General features: G+C 71.1%; 16 protein-coding genes. 7 read left to right on the plus strand and 9 right to left on the minus strand.

The window, feature by feature from the left end:
- Together ABFX81_RS20975 and ABFX81_RS20980 are read left to right on the plus strand one after the other, a co-directional pair.
- Entirely contained in the window at window positions 1-879 is an 879-nt protein-coding gene (locus ABFX81_RS20975; RefSeq protein ID WP_086839900.1) for an SDR family oxidoreductase, read from the plus strand.
- A gap of 54 nt (window positions 880-933) precedes the next feature.
- A complete protein-coding gene (locus tag ABFX81_RS20980; protein WP_086839902.1) occupies window positions 934-1,662 on the plus strand; it encodes a maleylpyruvate isomerase family mycothiol-dependent enzyme in 729 nt (242 codons plus the stop codon).
- A gap of 5 nt (window positions 1,663-1,667) precedes the next feature.
- On the opposite strand, the gene ABFX81_RS20985 is transcribed toward ABFX81_RS20980, so the two are convergent.
- Window positions 1,668-2,069 (minus strand): MarR family transcriptional regulator, encoded by a 402-nt coding sequence (locus ABFX81_RS20985; protein ID WP_086839903.1) that lies wholly within the window; start codon window positions 2,067-2,069, stop codon window positions 1,668-1,670.
- Between the two features lie 87 nt (window positions 2,070-2,156).
- Here ABFX81_RS20985 and ABFX81_RS20990 point away from each other — a divergent pair, with 87 nt between their 5' ends.
- Together ABFX81_RS20990 and ABFX81_RS20995 are read left to right on the plus strand one after the other, a co-directional pair.
- Window positions 2,157-3,638 carry an MFS transporter gene (locus tag ABFX81_RS20990; RefSeq protein ID WP_086839905.1) on the plus strand — a complete coding sequence of 494 codons (1,482 nt, stop codon included), beginning with the start codon at window positions 2,157-2,159 and terminating at the stop codon, window positions 3,636-3,638.
- Window positions 3,639-3,888: 250 nt separating this feature from the next.
- A complete protein-coding gene (locus tag ABFX81_RS20995; RefSeq protein WP_346138481.1) occupies window positions 3,889-5,085 on the plus strand; it encodes an ABC transporter substrate-binding protein in 1,197 nt (398 codons plus the stop codon).
- A 36-nt stretch (window positions 5,086-5,121) separates the two neighbouring features.
- Here ABFX81_RS20995 and ABFX81_RS21000 read toward each other — a convergent pair whose 3' ends face one another.
- From ABFX81_RS21000 to ABFX81_RS21015, 4 genes are read right to left on the minus strand one after another with little or no spacing between them, the layout of a single operon-like run.
- Complete coding sequence (locus ABFX81_RS21000) at window positions 5,122-5,862, minus strand: ATP-binding cassette domain-containing protein (protein WP_086839909.1); 741 nt, start codon at window positions 5,860-5,862, stop codon at window positions 5,122-5,124.
- A gap of 2 nt (window positions 5,863-5,864) precedes the next feature.
- A complete protein-coding gene (locus tag ABFX81_RS21005) occupies window positions 5,865-6,737 on the minus strand; it encodes an ATP-binding cassette domain-containing protein (RefSeq protein ID WP_086839911.1) in 873 nt (290 codons plus the stop codon).
- On the minus strand, window positions 6,727-7,719 hold the full coding sequence (locus ABFX81_RS21010) for an ABC transporter permease subunit (RefSeq protein WP_086839913.1): 993 nt from the start codon (window positions 7,717-7,719) through the stop codon (window positions 6,727-6,729). The genes ABFX81_RS21005 and ABFX81_RS21010 overlap by 11 nt, the downstream gene beginning before the upstream one ends.
- Before the next feature lie 10 nt (window positions 7,720-7,729).
- Window positions 7,730-8,725 (minus strand): branched-chain amino acid ABC transporter permease, encoded by a 996-nt coding sequence (locus ABFX81_RS21015; RefSeq protein WP_346138482.1) that lies wholly within the window; start codon window positions 8,723-8,725, stop codon window positions 7,730-7,732.
- A 114-nt stretch (window positions 8,726-8,839) separates the two neighbouring features.
- On the opposite strand from ABFX81_RS21015, the gene ABFX81_RS21020 reads away from it, so the two are divergent.
- Window positions 8,840-9,760: a methyltransferase domain-containing protein gene (locus tag ABFX81_RS21020; RefSeq protein ID WP_086839915.1), complete on the plus strand. Its 921-nt coding sequence runs from the start codon at window positions 8,840-8,842 to the stop codon at window positions 9,758-9,760.
- 39 nt (window positions 9,761-9,799) lie between these two features.
- Window positions 9,800-10,084, plus strand: a complete 285-nt coding sequence (locus ABFX81_RS21025) for a DUF6332 family protein (protein ID WP_086839917.1) — start codon at window positions 9,800-9,802, stop codon at window positions 10,082-10,084.
- Here the strand turns inward: ABFX81_RS21025 and ABFX81_RS21030 are convergent.
- The 3 genes from ABFX81_RS21030 to ABFX81_RS21040 all read right to left on the minus strand — a co-directional run bounded on the left by ABFX81_RS21030 (window position 10,045) and on the right by ABFX81_RS21040 (window position 12,753).
- Window positions 10,045-10,710 (minus strand): response regulator, encoded by a 666-nt coding sequence (locus tag ABFX81_RS21030; protein ID WP_086839920.1) that lies wholly within the window; start codon window positions 10,708-10,710, stop codon window positions 10,045-10,047. The two genes, ABFX81_RS21025 and ABFX81_RS21030, sit on opposite strands and share 40 nt — an antisense overlap.
- Window positions 10,707-11,942, minus strand: coding sequence for a histidine kinase (locus tag ABFX81_RS21035; protein WP_086839921.1), 1,236 nt, complete (start codon window positions 11,940-11,942; stop codon window positions 10,707-10,709). Before ABFX81_RS21035 ends, ABFX81_RS21030 begins: the two co-directional genes overlap by 4 nt.
- An 85-nt stretch (window positions 11,943-12,027) precedes the next feature.
- Window positions 12,028-12,753: a WHG domain-containing protein gene (locus ABFX81_RS21040; RefSeq protein ID WP_086839923.1), complete on the minus strand. Its 726-nt coding sequence runs from the start codon at window positions 12,751-12,753 to the stop codon at window positions 12,028-12,030.
- 189 nt (window positions 12,754-12,942) lie between these two features.
- Here ABFX81_RS21040 and ABFX81_RS21045 point away from each other — a divergent pair, with 189 nt between their 5' ends.
- On the plus strand, window positions 12,943-13,392 hold the full coding sequence (locus tag ABFX81_RS21045; protein WP_086839925.1) for a nitroreductase family deazaflavin-dependent oxidoreductase: 450 nt from the start codon (window positions 12,943-12,945) through the stop codon (window positions 13,390-13,392).
- Here the strand turns inward: ABFX81_RS21045 and ABFX81_RS21050 are convergent.
- Window positions 13,376-14,620 (minus strand): geranylgeranyl reductase family protein, encoded by a 1,245-nt coding sequence (locus tag ABFX81_RS21050; protein ID WP_086839927.1) that lies wholly within the window; start codon window positions 14,618-14,620, stop codon window positions 13,376-13,378. The genes ABFX81_RS21045 and ABFX81_RS21050 overlap by 17 nt on opposite strands.
- Between the last annotated feature and the right edge of the window lie 134 nt (window positions 14,621-14,754).

The raw sequence follows: 14,754 nt of genomic DNA on the forward strand, positions 1-14,754 counted from the left end.
GTGACCGATCAGCAGCACCCCGGCGAACAGCACCCCAACCCGGAGTTTCCCTCCCAGGACCAGCCGCACCCGGGCTGGACCGGCCCCATGGACCCGCCCCCGGACCACGGTGAGGAGTCCTACCGGGGCAGCGGCCGGCTGACCGACCGCAAGGCCGTGATCACCGGCGGGGACTCCGGGATCGGCCGCGCGGTCGCCCTGGCGTTCGCCCGGGAGGGGGCCGACGTGGTCTTCACCCACCTGGATGACGAGAAGGACGACGCCTCCGAGACCGCCCGGCTGGTCGAGGAGGCCGGTCGGCGTGCCGTACCCGTCTCGTGCGACGTACGGGAGGAGGAGAACTGCCGGGCGCTGATCGACCGTGCCGTAGCGGAGTTCGGCCGGATCGACGTCCTGGTGAACAACGCGGCGTACCAGATGTCGCAGCCCGACGGCATCGAGGCGATCTCCACCGAGCAGTTCGACCGGGTGATGCGCACCAACCTGTACGGCATGTTCTGGCTGTGCAAGCTGGCCCTGCCGCACATCCCGGAGGGCGGCAGCATCATCAACTCGACGTCGGTGCAGGCCTACAAGCCCAGTCCGCATCTGCTGGACTACGCGACGACCAAGGGCGCGATCGTCACCTTCACGCAGGGGCTGGCGCAGATGGTGATCGACAAGGGCGTCCGCGTCAACGCCGTGGCACCCGGCCCGGTGTGGACGCCGCTCATCCCGGCGACGATGCCGGACACCAAGAAGTTCGGCCAGCAGGCGCCCATCGGGCGGCCCGCGCAGCCGGCCGAGATGGCTCCGGCGTACGTCTTCCTCGCCTCCCAGGACGCGTCGTACATCACCGCGGAGATCGTCAACGCCACGGGCGGCACACCGCTGCCGTAACGCTCCCTGGGAAATTCCGGCGCCCGGAGTGCCTCCGTACGGCAGACTCGCGCCATGGAGACCGCCGAGTTCCTTCAGACGCTGGAGACAGAAGGCCGGTTGCTGGCCGCGGCCGCCGAGGAGGCCGGGACGGACGCGAAGGTGCCGACGTGCCCGGAGTGGCACGTGCGTGATCTGCTGCGGCACACGGGCGCGGTGCACCGCTGGGCCGCGTCCTACGTCGCCGAGGGGCACACCGAGCGCCGTCCGCTGGGTGAGGTCCCGGACCTCGACGGCGCGGAGCTCGTGGCCTGGTACCGCGAGAGCCACCGTCTCCTCGTCGGCGCGCTGGCCGACGCCGCGCCCGATGTGGAGTGCTGGTTCTTCCTGCCCGCGCCGTCCCCGCTGGCCTTCTGGACCCGGCGGCAGGCCCACGAGACGGCCGTGCACCGGTTCGACGCGGAGGCCGCACGCGGGACGCAAACCACTGCCGTCACCCCGGACTTCGCCACCGACGGCATCGACGAACTGCTGCGCGGCTTCCACGCCCGCTCCAGGAGCCGGGTGCGCACCGACGAGCCGCGCGTCCTGCGGGTGCGCACGGACGACACCGACGCCGTGTGGACCGTACGACTGTCGTCCGAGCCCCCCGTGACCACCCGAGGCGCCTCCGGGGAGGCGGAGTGCGAACTGTCCGGTACGGCTGAGCAGTTGTACCTGGCGCTGTGGAACCGGGCTCCCCTGCCGTCGGTCACGGGCGACCAGGCGCTCGCCGAGCTGTGGCGGGAGACATCAGGGATTTGACCGGGCTACGGCCTGTCGTCGGCCAGCATCCGCGCCAGCACCGCGCGCTGCACGGGCAGCACCTCACCGTGCAGCGTGCGCCCTTTCGCCGTGAGAGCGACGCGGACACCCCGCCGGTCCTCCGGACACATGCAGCGCTCGACGAGCCCTTCCTTCTCCAGCCGGGCGATCAGCCGTGACAGCGCGCTCTGGCTCAGATGGATCCGCTCGGAGATCTCCTGGACGCGGTAGGAGGGAGTGCCCTTCGCCGCCCGGCATCCGGCGAGGACGTCGAGCACCTCGAAGTCGCTGGCGCACAGGCCGTGGTCGTGCAGAACCCGGTCCAGTTCGCACTGTGTTCGCGCGTGCAGCGCCAGAATGTCCCGCCACTGTTCCACGAGCGCCTGCTCGGCCTGCTTCGCCGCCATGCGCGGCACCGTAACAGAGAACCAGGATTGTTGCACCCGAATTAAATGCGCTTGCATCTCATGCATGCGCATGTAGTGTCTCGGGGCATGACCTCTCCGCTCACCTCCCCCACGTCCGACGGGCGTTGGACTCCCCGGCTCTGGGGCACCCTGCTGGTGCTCTGCGCCGCCATGTTCCTGGACGCCCTGGACGTGTCCATGGTCGGCGTCGCACTGCCCTCCATCGGTGCCGACCTCGGCCTGTCGACCTCGGCACTGCAATGGATCGTCAGCGGCTACATCCTGGGGTACGGCGGCCTGCTGCTGCTCGGCGGACGCGCCGCCGACCTGCTGGGCCGGCGCCAGGTCTTCCTGGTGGCCCTGGGCGTCTTCGCGCTGGCCTCGCTGCTCGGCGGTCTCGTCGACTCGGGGCCGCTGCTCATCGCCAGCCGCTTCATCAAGGGCCTGAGCGCGGCCTTCACGGCCCCCGCCGGCCTGTCGATCATCACCACGACGTTCCCCGAGGGCCCGTTGCGCAACCGGGCCCTGGCCATCTACACCACCTGCGGCGCCACCGGCTACTCGATGGGCCTGGTCTTCTCCGGCCTGCTCACGGAGGCCAGTTGGCGGCTCACGATGCTCCTGCCCGCTCCCATCGCGCTGATCGCCCTGTTCGTGGGCCTGAAGCTGCTGCCGCGCAGTGAGCGCGAGCGCGGCCGGGGCGGCTACGACATCCCCGGCGCCGTCCTCGGCACCACCTCGATGCTGCTGCTCGTCTTCACCGTCGTCGAGGCGCCCGAGGTGGGCTGGGGATCGGCCCGGACCGTCCTGTCCTTCGCCGCCGTCGCCGTCCTGCTGGCGGCCTTCGTCGCCGTCGAGCGGCGCAGCCCGAGCCCGCTCATCCGGCTCGGCGTGCTGCGCTCGGGGCCGCAAGTGCGGGCTCAGCTGGGCGCGTTGACGTTCGTCGGCAGCTACATCGGCTTCCAGTTCCTGGTGACCCTCTACATGCAGCAGCTGCTCGGCTGGTCGGCGCTGCACACGGCCCTGGCCTTCCTGCCCGCGGGCGCGCTGGTGGCGCTGTCCGCGACGAAGGTGGGGGCCGTCATCGACCGGTTCGGCACGGCCCGGCTGATGGTGCTGGGCTTCGCCCTGATGGTGACCGGCTACGTGCTGTTCCTGCGCATCGACCTCGACCCGGTCTACGCGGCGGTGATCCTGCCGACGATGCTGCTGGTCGGCTCGGGCTTCGCGCTGACCTTCCCGTCGTTCAACGTCCAGGCCACCAACGGCGTCGACGAGCACGAGCAGGGCATGGTCTCCGGGCTGCTCAACACATCCGTCCAGGTGGGCGGCGCGATCTTCCTCGCCGTGGTGACGGCCGTGGTGACCGCGAACGCCCCCGAGCGGGGCAACGCCTCCCCGCAGGCCGTTCTCGACAGCTACCGGCCCGGACTGGTGGTCGTGACGCTCATCGCCCTCGCCGGCCTGCTGATCACCCTCACGGGCCTGCGGACCCGGCGGGAGCGGCCGTCCGTCGTGGTCGCCAAGTCCACCCCGAAGGAGACGGAGCGCGTCACCGTACGCGACTAGGGAGCGTCTCCAGTCCTGATCAAGAGGCCCTGCGTGCCCCGCCGAGGGAACGCAGGGCCAGGGGCGCGAGGGGCAATCATTCAAAAAAGTGTACGTTTCATACTTTTCCGGACTCCGAATGAGTTCTACGCTCGTGTACAGATGGCGGGCGGAGGGCCGGCCAGTCGACCACCGCCGCCTGTAACGAGCGGAGGCGGAGATGAAAGCGTCGATAAGGCGGTCCGGGATCTTCGCAAGCGCGGCTGCTCTTGTGATTGCCGTCTGCGGTACGACGGGCACTGCCCAGGCCGAGCCGGGCGATGGTGAGCTCCAGTTCGGCTACGTCCTGCCGGAGACGGGACAGCTGGCCTACCTCGGCCCACCCCAGATCGAGTCGTTGAAGTTCGCGATACAGAAGATCAACGACGCGGGCGGAGTCCTGGGCAAGCCCGTGCCGACTGTGGTCTCCAGTGACGAGGCGGGCCAGGAGGCGGTTGCCGCACAGTCGGCGGACCGGGTCCTCGCGGCAGGCGTGGACGCGATCGTCGGCGCCGCGGCTTCCGGCATGTCGCTGGCGTTCATCGACCGGGTGACCGGAGCGGGCGTCGTCCAGTGTTCGGGGTCGAACACCGCTCCCACCTTCACCGACTACGAGGACGACGGCTTCTACTTCCGTACCGTCCCGAGCGACGCCTTGCAGGGGCCCATCCTGGCGGATGTCGTCCGCGACGACGGTCACGACCGGGTGGCCCTGGTCGCACGGGCGGACGACTACGGGCGCGGCCTGATGGAGGCCACCCGGAAGACGCTGGAGGAGCGCGGTGCGACGGTGACGCTCGCCGAGACATACGACCCGAAGGCGACCAACTTCGACCAGGTCGCCCAGCAGATCGAGAACTCCAGGCCGGACGCCGCCGTGGTGATCGCCTTCGAGGAAGGCGCCCAGATCCTTCAGGGCATGATCGAGTCCGGAATCGGACCCGACCAGATCGGCGTCTACGGCGCCGACGGACTGCGCAGCGAGGAACTGCCCTCGCTGGTCGCCCCCGGCCAGCCCGAGAGGCTCTCCGGGATGAAGGGGACCGCGCCGGCATCGGCGGAGAACGACCAGTACGTGAAGGACCTCAAGGAATTCGCGCCGAAACTGAAGGAGCTCCAGTTCGCACCGCAGGTGTTCGACTGCGTGACGACAATCGCGCTGGCCGCCGAGAAGGCCGAGTCCGACGATCCTGGCGACTACGTGAAGGAGATGAACGGGATCACCAAGGACGGCGAGAAGTGCAACTCGTTCGCCGCCTGCAAGGAGCTGCTCGCCGACGGCAGGGACATCGACTACGAGGGTGTGAGCGGTCCGCTGAACTTCACCGACAAGGGCGAACCCGGCCAGGCGACGATCGAGGTGTACGGCTACGACGACGAGGGACGGTTGCAGACCCTGCGCACCGAGACCAGCCAGGCCGAGGAGTGACCGGGAGGGCTGACAGGCAGGACCGAGGACAGGGAGTCAACGGACGCGGGCGAGTGTGCCGAGGTAGAGCTCGATCACCTTCTCGTCGTGCAGCAGGGCCGTACCCGTGCCGGTGTACGCGTTGCGGCCCTGGTCGAGGACGTAGCCGCGGTCGCAGAGCTGAAGGCACCTGCGGGCGTTCTGCTCGACCATGAGCACGGCGACGCCCGCGCTGTTGATCATTCTGCACCGGTCGAAGACGTGGTCCTGGTGGAGCGGTGACAGGCCGGCCGACGGCTCGTCGAGCAGCAGCAGCTGCGGCTCCATCATCAGGGCGCGGGCCATCGCGAGCATCTGGCGTTCGCCGCCGGACATCGCGCCGGCCTTCTGCCTGCGGCGGTCGGCCAGCACGGGGAAGAGCTCCTCGACCGCCGCGACCCGCCGCGCGTGGTCCTTGGGCCGCAGATACACGCCCATCCGCAGGTTCTCCTCGACGGTCAGCGTGGGGAACACGTTCTGGAGCTGCGGTACGTAGCCCACGCCCCGCCGGACCAGCTCGTGCGCGGGCCGGCCGGTCACGTCCTCGCCCCGCAGCCGCACGGTCCCGCCGCGCACCCGCAGCAGCCCGAAGACCGCCTTGACCAGCGTCGACTTTCCGGCGCCGTTGGGGCCGATCACGCCGACCACCTCGCCCGGCCGCACCTCCACGCTGCATCCGCGCAGCACGTCGACACCCGGGACGTAGCCGGCGACGATGTCGTCGGCCGCCAGCACCGGTACCTGCTCCTCGGCGGACATCGCTACTCCTCCTCGCCCTTCCTGTCGGTCGCCTCCGGCTCGTCGTGCCGCTTGCCCAGGTAGGCGTCCACGACGGCGGCGTTCCGGCCGATCGTGTGCGGTGGGCCCTCGGCCACCAGGCGGCCGTCGGCCATGACGGCCACCCAGTCGCTGATGCCCATCACCACGTCCATGTCGTGCTCGACGAAGCACACCGTCAACCCCTCGTCGCGCAGCCGTGTGATGTGTCCGAGCAGCGACTGGGTCAGCGCGGGGTTCACCCCGGCCATCGGCTCGTCGAGCAGGAGCATGACGGGCCGGGCCATCAGCGCGCGAGCCAGTTCCAGCAGTTTGCGCTGCCCCCCGGAGAGCGTGCCGGCGTGGTCGTCGCGCAGGGGCCCGAGCCGGAACCGGTCCAGCAGTTCGTCGGCCCGGCGCTCGGACTCCCGTTCCTGCCCGCGCCACAGCGGTCGCAGCAGCGCGGGCAGCACCCCCTCGCCGCGTTGCCCGGGCGCGGCGAGCAGCAGGTTCTCCAGCACGGTGAGCCGTGCGAGCGTCCTGGTGAGCTGGAACGTGCGGACCATTCCCCGCCGCGCCACCCGGTGCGCCGGGGCGCCGGTGAGCGGCTGTCCGTCGAACGACCACCGGCCGCCGTCGGCCCGGTCGAACCCGCTCACCACGTTGAACAGGGTGGTCTTCCCGGCGCCGTTGGGTCCGATGAGCGCGGTGATGGCCCCGCGCTGCACCTCCAGGTGCTCGACCCGCACGGCGACGAGGCCGCCGAAGGTGCGGTTCACCTGATCCAGGACCAGCAGGGGGTCGGGCTTGCGCACCCCCGGCTCGGGGTCGATCGCGGAGAGCGGGCCCGGGTGGGGCCCTGCAGGGTCAGCGGCCACTGAGCAGCATCTCCTTCCGGCTGCCGAGGATGCCCTGTGGCCGGAACGCGACCAGCAGGATGAGGGCGACGCCGACCAGGGCGAAGCGCACCGCGCCGACCTCCGACGTGCTGACGAGGTCCGGCGAGATGTACTCGGCGTCGATGGCCTGGCGGAGCGCGCTGTCGAGGAAGCTGAGGACGAACCAGAACAGGACCGCGCCGACGACCGGCCCGAGGATCCGCCCGGCGCCTCCCAGCACGAGGAGCGTGTACAGGAAGAACGTGACGCCCGGATCGTAGTTGTCCGGGTTCACGGACTGCACCTGGATCGCCTGCATCATGCCCGCGACGGCCCCGATGACGCCGCCGAGCACGAGGCTCTGCATCTTGTACGCGTAGACGTTCTTGCCGAGGCTGCGGGCGGCGACCTCGTCCTCACGGATCGACCGGATGACACGGCCCCAGGGGCTGTGGATCAGCAGGGCCATCAGACCTCCGACCACGAGCACCAGCGCCCATCCGACGATCATCACCCAGAGGTCGCGGGAGCTGAACCTCACGAGCCACACGCCGTAAGTGCCGGGGTCGATGGGGCTGAGCTCGTAGAAGTCGTTCGCGAACCTCTGGAGCCCGAACACCCCACCGGTGACCGGCTCGGCCCAGCTGGAGCGGTAGAACAGCCGTAGCGTCTCGCCCGCCGCGATCGTGGTGATGGCGAGGTAGTCGGCGCGCAGCCGCAAGGTGGGCAGGCCGAGGAGCAGGGCCAGCACGATCGCGCAGGCGATGCCGCCCAGGACGCCGAGCCACATCGGGCCGTCGTACGTCGACACCGTGATGGCGAGCCCGTAGCCGCCGACCAGCATGAAACCGACCTGGCCGAAGTTCAGCAGCCCCGTGTAGCCGAAGTGCAGGTTCAGTCCCATCGCGGCGAGGGCGTAGACGGCGGCGATGGGGCCGATTCCCGAGCGCAAGGCGTCGGTGACGATGGCCGAGAAGTCCATGGCGCACCCCTCACCCGACGCGTTCGGCCCGGCCGAGGATGCCCTGCGGCCGGACGAGGAGGACGAGGATGAGGACGAGCAGCGCCCAGGCGTACTGAAGGTCGACCGGGAACCACAGGGTGGACATCTGGGCGACGATGCCGATGACGAGGCTGCCGACCATGGCACCGTAGGCGGAGCCGAGCCCTCCCAGGATGACCCCCGCGAACATGAGCAGCAGGAGCTTGAAGCCCATGTCCCAGGTGACGATCTCCACCAGGCCGAAGAAGACCCCGCCGAGCGCGGCCAGTCCGCCGGCGAGCATCCACACGAACAGCACCACCCGCTGCACGTCGATGCCCGACGCCTCCGCGAGGTCGCGGTTGGCGGAGACGGCCCGCACGGCCGTGCCGATCCGCGTCTTCTGGAGGAGCGCGGCGACGCCGAGCAGCACCAGCACGGCGAGCAGGGTGACCGTGAGGTCCCGTGGGGTGATGCCGGCCGGCCCCAGGTCGATCGTGCTCTGGATGTCGTACTGCGCGTAGGAGGCGGGACGGGTTCCGTACAGCACGAGTACGACGTGGCGCAGCACCAGCGAGAGCCCGATGGTGACGATGAACATGTTGATCAGCCCGGTGCCCCGAGCGCGCAGCGGGCGCCAGATGCCGCGATCGACGGCGCCGCCCAGCAGGGCGCCGAAGACCACCGCGGCGAGGGCGGCGGGGATCAGGTGCCAGCCCGGGCCGGCCGCGGAGACGTTGAGGAAGAACGCGAAGGTGGCGCCGATCGTCACGAACTCACCGTGCGCGAAGTTGATCAGGTGGATGGTGCCGAAGATCAGCGAGAGCCCGACCGAGGTGATCGCGATGATCACCCCGAACTGGATACCGTCGATCAGCGCCTGAAGAGCGCGCGCGGCGAAGGTGGGGCCGCGCGGAACTTCCTCACCCTGTGCCCGGGCGGAGATCGCGGGCACCATCAGGAGGATCAGGGCGAGGGCCGGTACGAGCAGCCGCTGATAGCGCACGACGATCCCGGTATGTCACGAACATCCCTTATGGGCTCAGTGTAAGCGCAGGTCGGGGCGGTGACACGGGCAGTGCGCCCGGTATCGGTGCCCACGGGAAGCGGAGGATGCGGGATGGACGACAGCGGGGACCTCGCGCGTGCGTACAGCGACGACAGTGTGCTCTTCCGGGTGCTGCGGCACCTCGGCTGGGACAGCCTGGCCAACATCGGCTACTTCACGCCGCCCACCCTGCCGCTCGCGGCCCTGACCGGGCCGGTGCCCTTTCAGCGCCGTCTGGTCCGCCGATCGCTGGCACTGCTGGACGCCCGGCCCGGACAGCTCGTCCTGGACGCCGGATGCGGTCGCGGCGACACGACGGCGCGGTTGGGCGCCGCGGGGTGCCGGGCGCTGGGGGTGGACATCCAGCCCGCGCAGATCGACCAGGCACGTCGCCGCTTCGGCGGCCTTTCCGGCGTGCGATTCGCCGTCGCCGACGCCACGGCCCTGCCGCGGCGGGCAGCGGAAATGCCGCTGACGGATGGTTCGTTCGACCGAGTGCACTGCCTGGAGGCCGCCTTCCACTTCGGCCATGAAGGCCGCAGGTCGTTCCTCGACGAAAGCTTCCGGTTGCTCCGCCCAGGCGGCCGGCTCGTCCTCGTGGATGTCACTTCCCGTACGGAACAGCCGATCGGGACCCTCGACCCGAACGGCCTCGTACGCGGGACCTGGCGCTTCGACGACATCGAACCCTGCGAGCGGTACCCGCTGATGGCTTCCGCCGCCGGCTTCACCACGCGCAGGGTCCTCGACTGGACCACTCCCGTACTCCACAGGGCGGCCCAGCTCTGTGCCCTGTTCGTCGGCACCGCGTCCACCCGGGCCGGGCGGCAGGCCCTGTGCCTGCGGTGGCCCGGCCTCAGGACACTCGACGCACAGGACTGGGACGAGGCCATCGCCGTCGTCCGGGCTCACCGGGCCATCGGGCGCGCCACTCGGTACACGGCGTACGTCCTCGACAAACCCGCGGCCGGCGTCGCCGACGGTGCCCCGTAGCCGCTTGCCCACCGGGCGCCCTCCTGTTTGACTCACCGTATGACCAGTCACGGGGGACGGCGCACGCAGGCCGAACGGGACGCGATCACCGTCGAGATCGGGTACGCGCTGTGCAGTGCGGCCTTCGCGGCGGCGGTCGTCTTCGGGGCCGTGGCCGGTCCCGCGCTGCTCTTCGACCTCCCGGACACTCCGGAGAGTCTGCTGCTGCGCGCCGGGCTGGTGCTCGCGCCCGTCCTCTTCGCCGCCCGGGTCGTCAGTGTGCTGCTCCGGTTCCGCTCGGGGGGTCAGCCCAGCCAGCCCGGCCGCACCAGCCCCGATTCGTAGGCGAGCACGACCAGTTGGGCCCGGTCGCGGGCGCCCAGCTTCACCATCGTGCGGCTGACGTGGGTCTTCGCGGTGAGCGGACTGACGACCAGGCGGCGGGCGATCTCCTCGTTGGACAGGCCGATGCCGACCAGGGCCATCACCTCCCGCTCCCGCTCGGTGAGCCGGGCCAGCGCGTCGGCGGCCGCCGGTTCCTTGGAGCGGGCCGCGAACTCGGCGATCAGGCGGCGCGTCACCCCCGGCGAGAGCAGCGCGTCGCCCGCCACCACCGCCCGTACGGCGCGCAGCAGTTCGTCCGGCTCGGTGTCCTTGACCAGGAAACCGGAGGCGCCCGAACGGATCGCCTCGAAGACGTACTCGTCGAGTTCGAAGGTGGTGAGCATGACCACCTTGACGTCCCCGAGGTCCGGGTCCCCGGTGACCCGGCGGGTCGCGGCCAGGCCGTCGAGCGCGGGCATGCGGATGTCCATCAGGACGACGTCGGGCCGCAGTTCGCGGACCCGGCGCACGGCCTCCTCCCCGTCGGCGGCCTCCGCGGCCACCTCGATGTCGGGCTGCGCGTCGAGCAGCGCCCGGAACCCGGCCCGGACCAGTGACTGGTCGTCGGCGAGCAGTACGCGGATCACCGGTCCTCCTCGACGTCGGCGGGAGCCGTCAGCGGCAGTACGGCGAGCACCCGGAAACCGCCGTCCGGACGGGGCCCCGCCTCGATGGTGCCACCCAGCGCGGCGGCACGCTCCCTCATCCCCGCCAGCCCGTTGCCGCTGCCACCGGCGTCGGCACCGGTCGCCAGCCCGTCGTCGTCGACGCGCAGCCGCAGAACGTCCGCGTCGTGCGCGAGACGCACGCGCGCGTGCCGCGAACCCGAGTGCCGTACGACGTTGGTCAGGGCCTCCTGGACGATCCGGAAGGCGGCGAGGTCCGTGCCGGGCGCGAGGCGCGGCGGCTCGCCCTCGACGTCGACGGTCAGGCCCGCGCTCGCCGCCTGCTCCACCAGCTCGGGCAGCCGGTCGAGCCCCGGCGCGGGGGCGCGCGGCGCGTCACCGGGCGCGCGCAATGTGTCGAGCACCTGGCGCACCTCGCCGAGCGCCTCCTTGCTCTGAGCCTTGATCGTGGTGAGGGCCGTACGGGCCTGCTCGGGGTCGGAGTCGAGGAGCGCGAGGCCGACCCCCGCCTGCACGTTGATCACGGAGATGCTGTGGGCGAGCACGTCGTGCAGTTCCTGCGCGATCCGCAGCCGCTCCGCGTCGGCCCGTCGCCGCGCGGCCTCGGCGCGCTCGGCCCGCTCGCGGGCCCACTGCTCGCGCCGGATCCGGAACAGCTCCGACACCGCCGCGATCGCCACCACCCAGGTGGCGACCACGATCTCCTCACCCCAGGAAGCGGCGGAGTCCCCCGACGGCGGCAGCCACAGGTAGAGCCAGTGCGCCACGAGGGCGTGCCCCGCCCAGAGCGTTCCCATCGCCGCCCACGCCGCCCAGCGGTGCCCGGCGACGATCGCGCTGAAGCACGCCAGGGCGACGGTGAGGAGCACCGGCCCGTACGGATACCCGGCCCCCAGGTAGAGCATGACGGCACCCGCCGTGCCGAAGACCACGGCCACCGGATATCGCTTGCGCCCCAGCAGCAGCGCCCCTGCCAGCAGCAGGAGCACCCGCGCGAAGGGGTCCAGGGCCGCCCGCTCGCCCTCCTGGCCGTGAGCGGCGAACTGGGACCCGACCAGGACGAAGGCCGTGACGACGACGGTGGACCGCCAGGGCAGGCGGGGCGCACGCTCCCCCGCCTCCCACCGGTCCCACCACACAGGCCCGTGCCGCCACCACTGCGGCGGACCGCCCCGCACACGCTGCTCGTCCATAGCGGCCACGCTAGACGCCGCCCGCCCGCGGCGGCGTCACCCAGGCGCGGTGATCACACGTACTCCCGGGGAAGTACGGCGCCCGTCAGGACGCCGGGTTCCTGGCGGCGGGCCCGTTCTGCGGATACACCAGCCCCACCCCGTGGGCGAGTTGCCCCGCCGCGTGCCGGAAGAACGTCTCCCGGTCCTTCACCACCCGGTTGAACTGCCCGAACAGCTCGAAGCCGACCAGCCCGAACAACTGGGCCCAGGCCGCGACGAGGGCCGCCACCGTCTCGGGCGGGAGGTCCGGCGCGAGGTCGGCGGCCATCCGCTCGGCCTCCGGGCGCAGGTCGGCCGGCAGCGAGGGCCTGGCCAGGCCGAGGCCTTGGTAGGCGTCGCGGACAATAACAAAGAGCAGCAGACCGACGCGGGCGGCGGGCGGGACGGTGGTGTCGGGGGCGGTGTAGCCCGGCACGGGCGATCCGTAGATGAGGGCGTACTCGTGGGGATGGTCGAGCGCCCAGCGCCGCACCGCCTCGCACACCGCGATCCAGCGTTGCAGGGGGCCGGAGCCGGCGGCTGCTTCGTGGGCGGCCTCGGCGGTCCCGCCCAGGGAGTCGTAGGCGTCGATGATGAGGGCGGTCAGCAGGTCGTCGCGGCTGGGGAAGTAGCGGTACAGCGCGGAGGAGACCATGCCGAGCTCGCGGGCGACGGCCCGCAGCGAGAGCCGGGCGGCGCCCTCGGCCGCGAGCTGCCTGCGGGCCTCGTCCTTGATGGCCGCGGTGACTTCGTTCCTGGCCCGGGCACGGGCGCCGTGTGCGGTGCTCATAAGGGCAGTGTGCCATGGAAACAGAGCAGTGCACACAAACGAGATCGGTGCACACAAACGAGAGCGCCACCCAGAAAAGAGAGCAGTGCTCTTGCTTTGGAGCACCGGCCTCGGGTAGACTGGCTGCATCAAGCGAGAGCAGTGCTCACAAATGAGAGCACTGCTCCAAAACCAACAGGGGGATCCCCAATGTCCACGCATGTCCGCAAGCCCGGCTGGCTCACCATCAACGTCTTCAACCGGCTCGTCGCCTGGCTGACCCGCCGCGGCATCAGCGTCTGGGGCTCCCGCGTCCTCGCCGTCCGCGGCCGCAAGAGCGGCCAGTGGCGCACCACTCCGGTCAACGTGCTGACCCTGGACGGCCGGCAGTACCTGGTCGCACCCCGCGGCCACGTCCAGTGGACGCACAACATGCGCGCCGCGGGCGGCGGCGAACTGCACCTCGGCGAGCGCGTGGACACCTTCACCGCGACCGAGGTGGCCGACCACGACAAGACCCCGGTCCTGCGCGCCTACCTCAAGCGCTGGAAGGCGGAGGTCGGGGTCTTCTTCAACGGCGTCGGCCCCGACTCCCCGGACGACCAACTGCGCCGTATCGCCCCCGACCACCCGGTCTTCGAGATCACTGTGACGGGCTGACCTCGTCGCCCGTCGCGGCGGGACGGCGGTCCAGCGCGGTCAGGGCCCGCTGGGCAACCGGATACGTGCGGACGATCTCGCCCAGCGACGTCGATCCCTGCGTGATCTCCTTGAACGCCCGCCAGGCCGGACGGAAGCCCGTCAGCGCCGCGTGGAACAGGCCGGGGCGGCGCTCGAACACGGTCAGCAGCCGCTTGCCGACGCTCATCTCCACACCGAGCCCGGCCTTGACCGCGAACGCGTAGTTGAGGGCCTGCCGGCGCGTGTCCACGGCGTCGTGTGCCTCGGCGATCCGCACCGCCCACTCCCCCGCGAGCCGCCCGGACCGCAGCGCGAAGGAGATGCCCTCGCGGGTCCACGGCTCCAGCAGCCCCGCCGCGTCGCCGCACACCAGCACCCGCCCGCGCGACAGCGGCGAGTCGTCGGCGCGGCAGCGGGTCAAGTGCCCGGAGGAGATGCTCGGTTCGAAGCCGGCGAGACCCAGCCGCCCGACGAAATCCTCCAAGTACCGCTTCGTCGCGGCGCCTTCACCCCGCGCCGAGATCACCCCTACCGTCAGGGTGTCGCCCTTGGGGAAGACCCAGCCGTAACTGCCGGGCATGGGGCCCCAGTCGAGGAGCACCCGCCCCTTCCAGTCCTCGGCGACGGTCTCCGGCACCGGGATCTCCACCTCCAGGCCGAGGTCCACCTGGCCGACCTTGACCCCGACGTGCGCCCCTATGCGGCTGGCGCTGCCGTCCGCGCCGACCACGGCCCGCGCGAGCAGCACCTCGCCGCCCTGGAGGATCACGGCGACCGTGCGCCGGTCGGGCACCGCCGAGCCGTGCTGCTCGACCCGCTGGACCGTGACACCCGTACGCAGCTCGGCGCCCGCCTTCTGCGCGTGCTCGACGAGCTGCTGGTCGAACTCGGGCCGGTTGATCAGCCCGAACAGCATCTGCTTGGACCGGCGCGTGCGCGTGAAGCGCCCGTTGTTCGAGAACGTCACCGCGTGCACGCGGTCCTTGAGCGGCAGCTCGAAGCCGGGCGGGAGCGCGTCGCGCGAGGGGCCGATGATGCCGCCGCCGCACGTCTTGTACCGCGGCAGCTCCGCCTTCTCCAGCAACAGCACGCGTCTCCCGGCGACCGCCGCCGCGTACGCGGCCGAAGCGCCCGCGGGTCCCGCGCCCACCACGACGACGTCCCACACCCGCTGCACGTCGTCCGCCGAAGAGTTCTCGCTGCTCACGATGGTCTACTGCTCCCGATCAAGCCGCCTGCCCCTGCTGTCTCCCGCATCCTACGGCGGACCCGGCCGAAGACCGCTGTGGGAGGATCTACGGCACTCACCGCTACAACGTCGCACCCACAAGGAGCGTGCCC

This window comes from Streptomyces coeruleofuscus (assembly GCF_039532725.1).
Taxonomy (GTDB): Bacteria; Actinomycetota; Actinomycetes; order Streptomycetales; family Streptomycetaceae; genus Streptomyces; species Streptomyces coeruleofuscus.

Coding starts and splice junctions, on each gene's coding strand:
- ABFX81_RS20980 (WP_086839902.1), top strand. CDS start 934: ATGGAGACCGCCGAGTTCCTTCAGACGCTGGAGACAGAAGGCCGGTTG.
- ABFX81_RS20985 (WP_086839903.1), bottom strand. CDS start 2,069: ATGGCGGCGAAGCAGGCCGAGCAGGCGCTCGTGGAACAGTGGCGGGAC.
- ABFX81_RS21010 (WP_086839913.1), bottom strand. CDS start 7,719: ATGGACTTCTCGGCCATCGTCACCGACGCCTTGCGCTCGGGAATCGGC.
- ABFX81_RS21045 (WP_086839925.1), top strand. CDS start 12,943: ATGTCCACGCATGTCCGCAAGCCCGGCTGGCTCACCATCAACGTCTTC.
- ABFX81_RS21000 (WP_086839909.1), bottom strand. CDS start 5,862: ATGTCCGCCGAGGAGCAGGTACCGGTGCTGGCGGCCGACGACATCGTC.
- ABFX81_RS21040 (WP_086839923.1), bottom strand. CDS start 12,753: ATGAGCACCGCACACGGCGCCCGTGCCCGGGCCAGGAACGAAGTCACC.
- ABFX81_RS20990 (WP_086839905.1), top strand. CDS start 2,157: ATGACCTCTCCGCTCACCTCCCCCACGTCCGACGGGCGTTGGACTCCC.
- ABFX81_RS21025 (WP_086839917.1), top strand. CDS start 9,800: ATGACCAGTCACGGGGGACGGCGCACGCAGGCCGAACGGGACGCGATC.
- ABFX81_RS21035 (WP_086839921.1), bottom strand. CDS start 11,942: ATGGACGAGCAGCGTGTGCGGGGCGGTCCGCCGCAGTGGTGGCGGCAC.
- ABFX81_RS21020 (WP_086839915.1), top strand. CDS start 8,840: ATGGACGACAGCGGGGACCTCGCGCGTGCGTACAGCGACGACAGTGTG.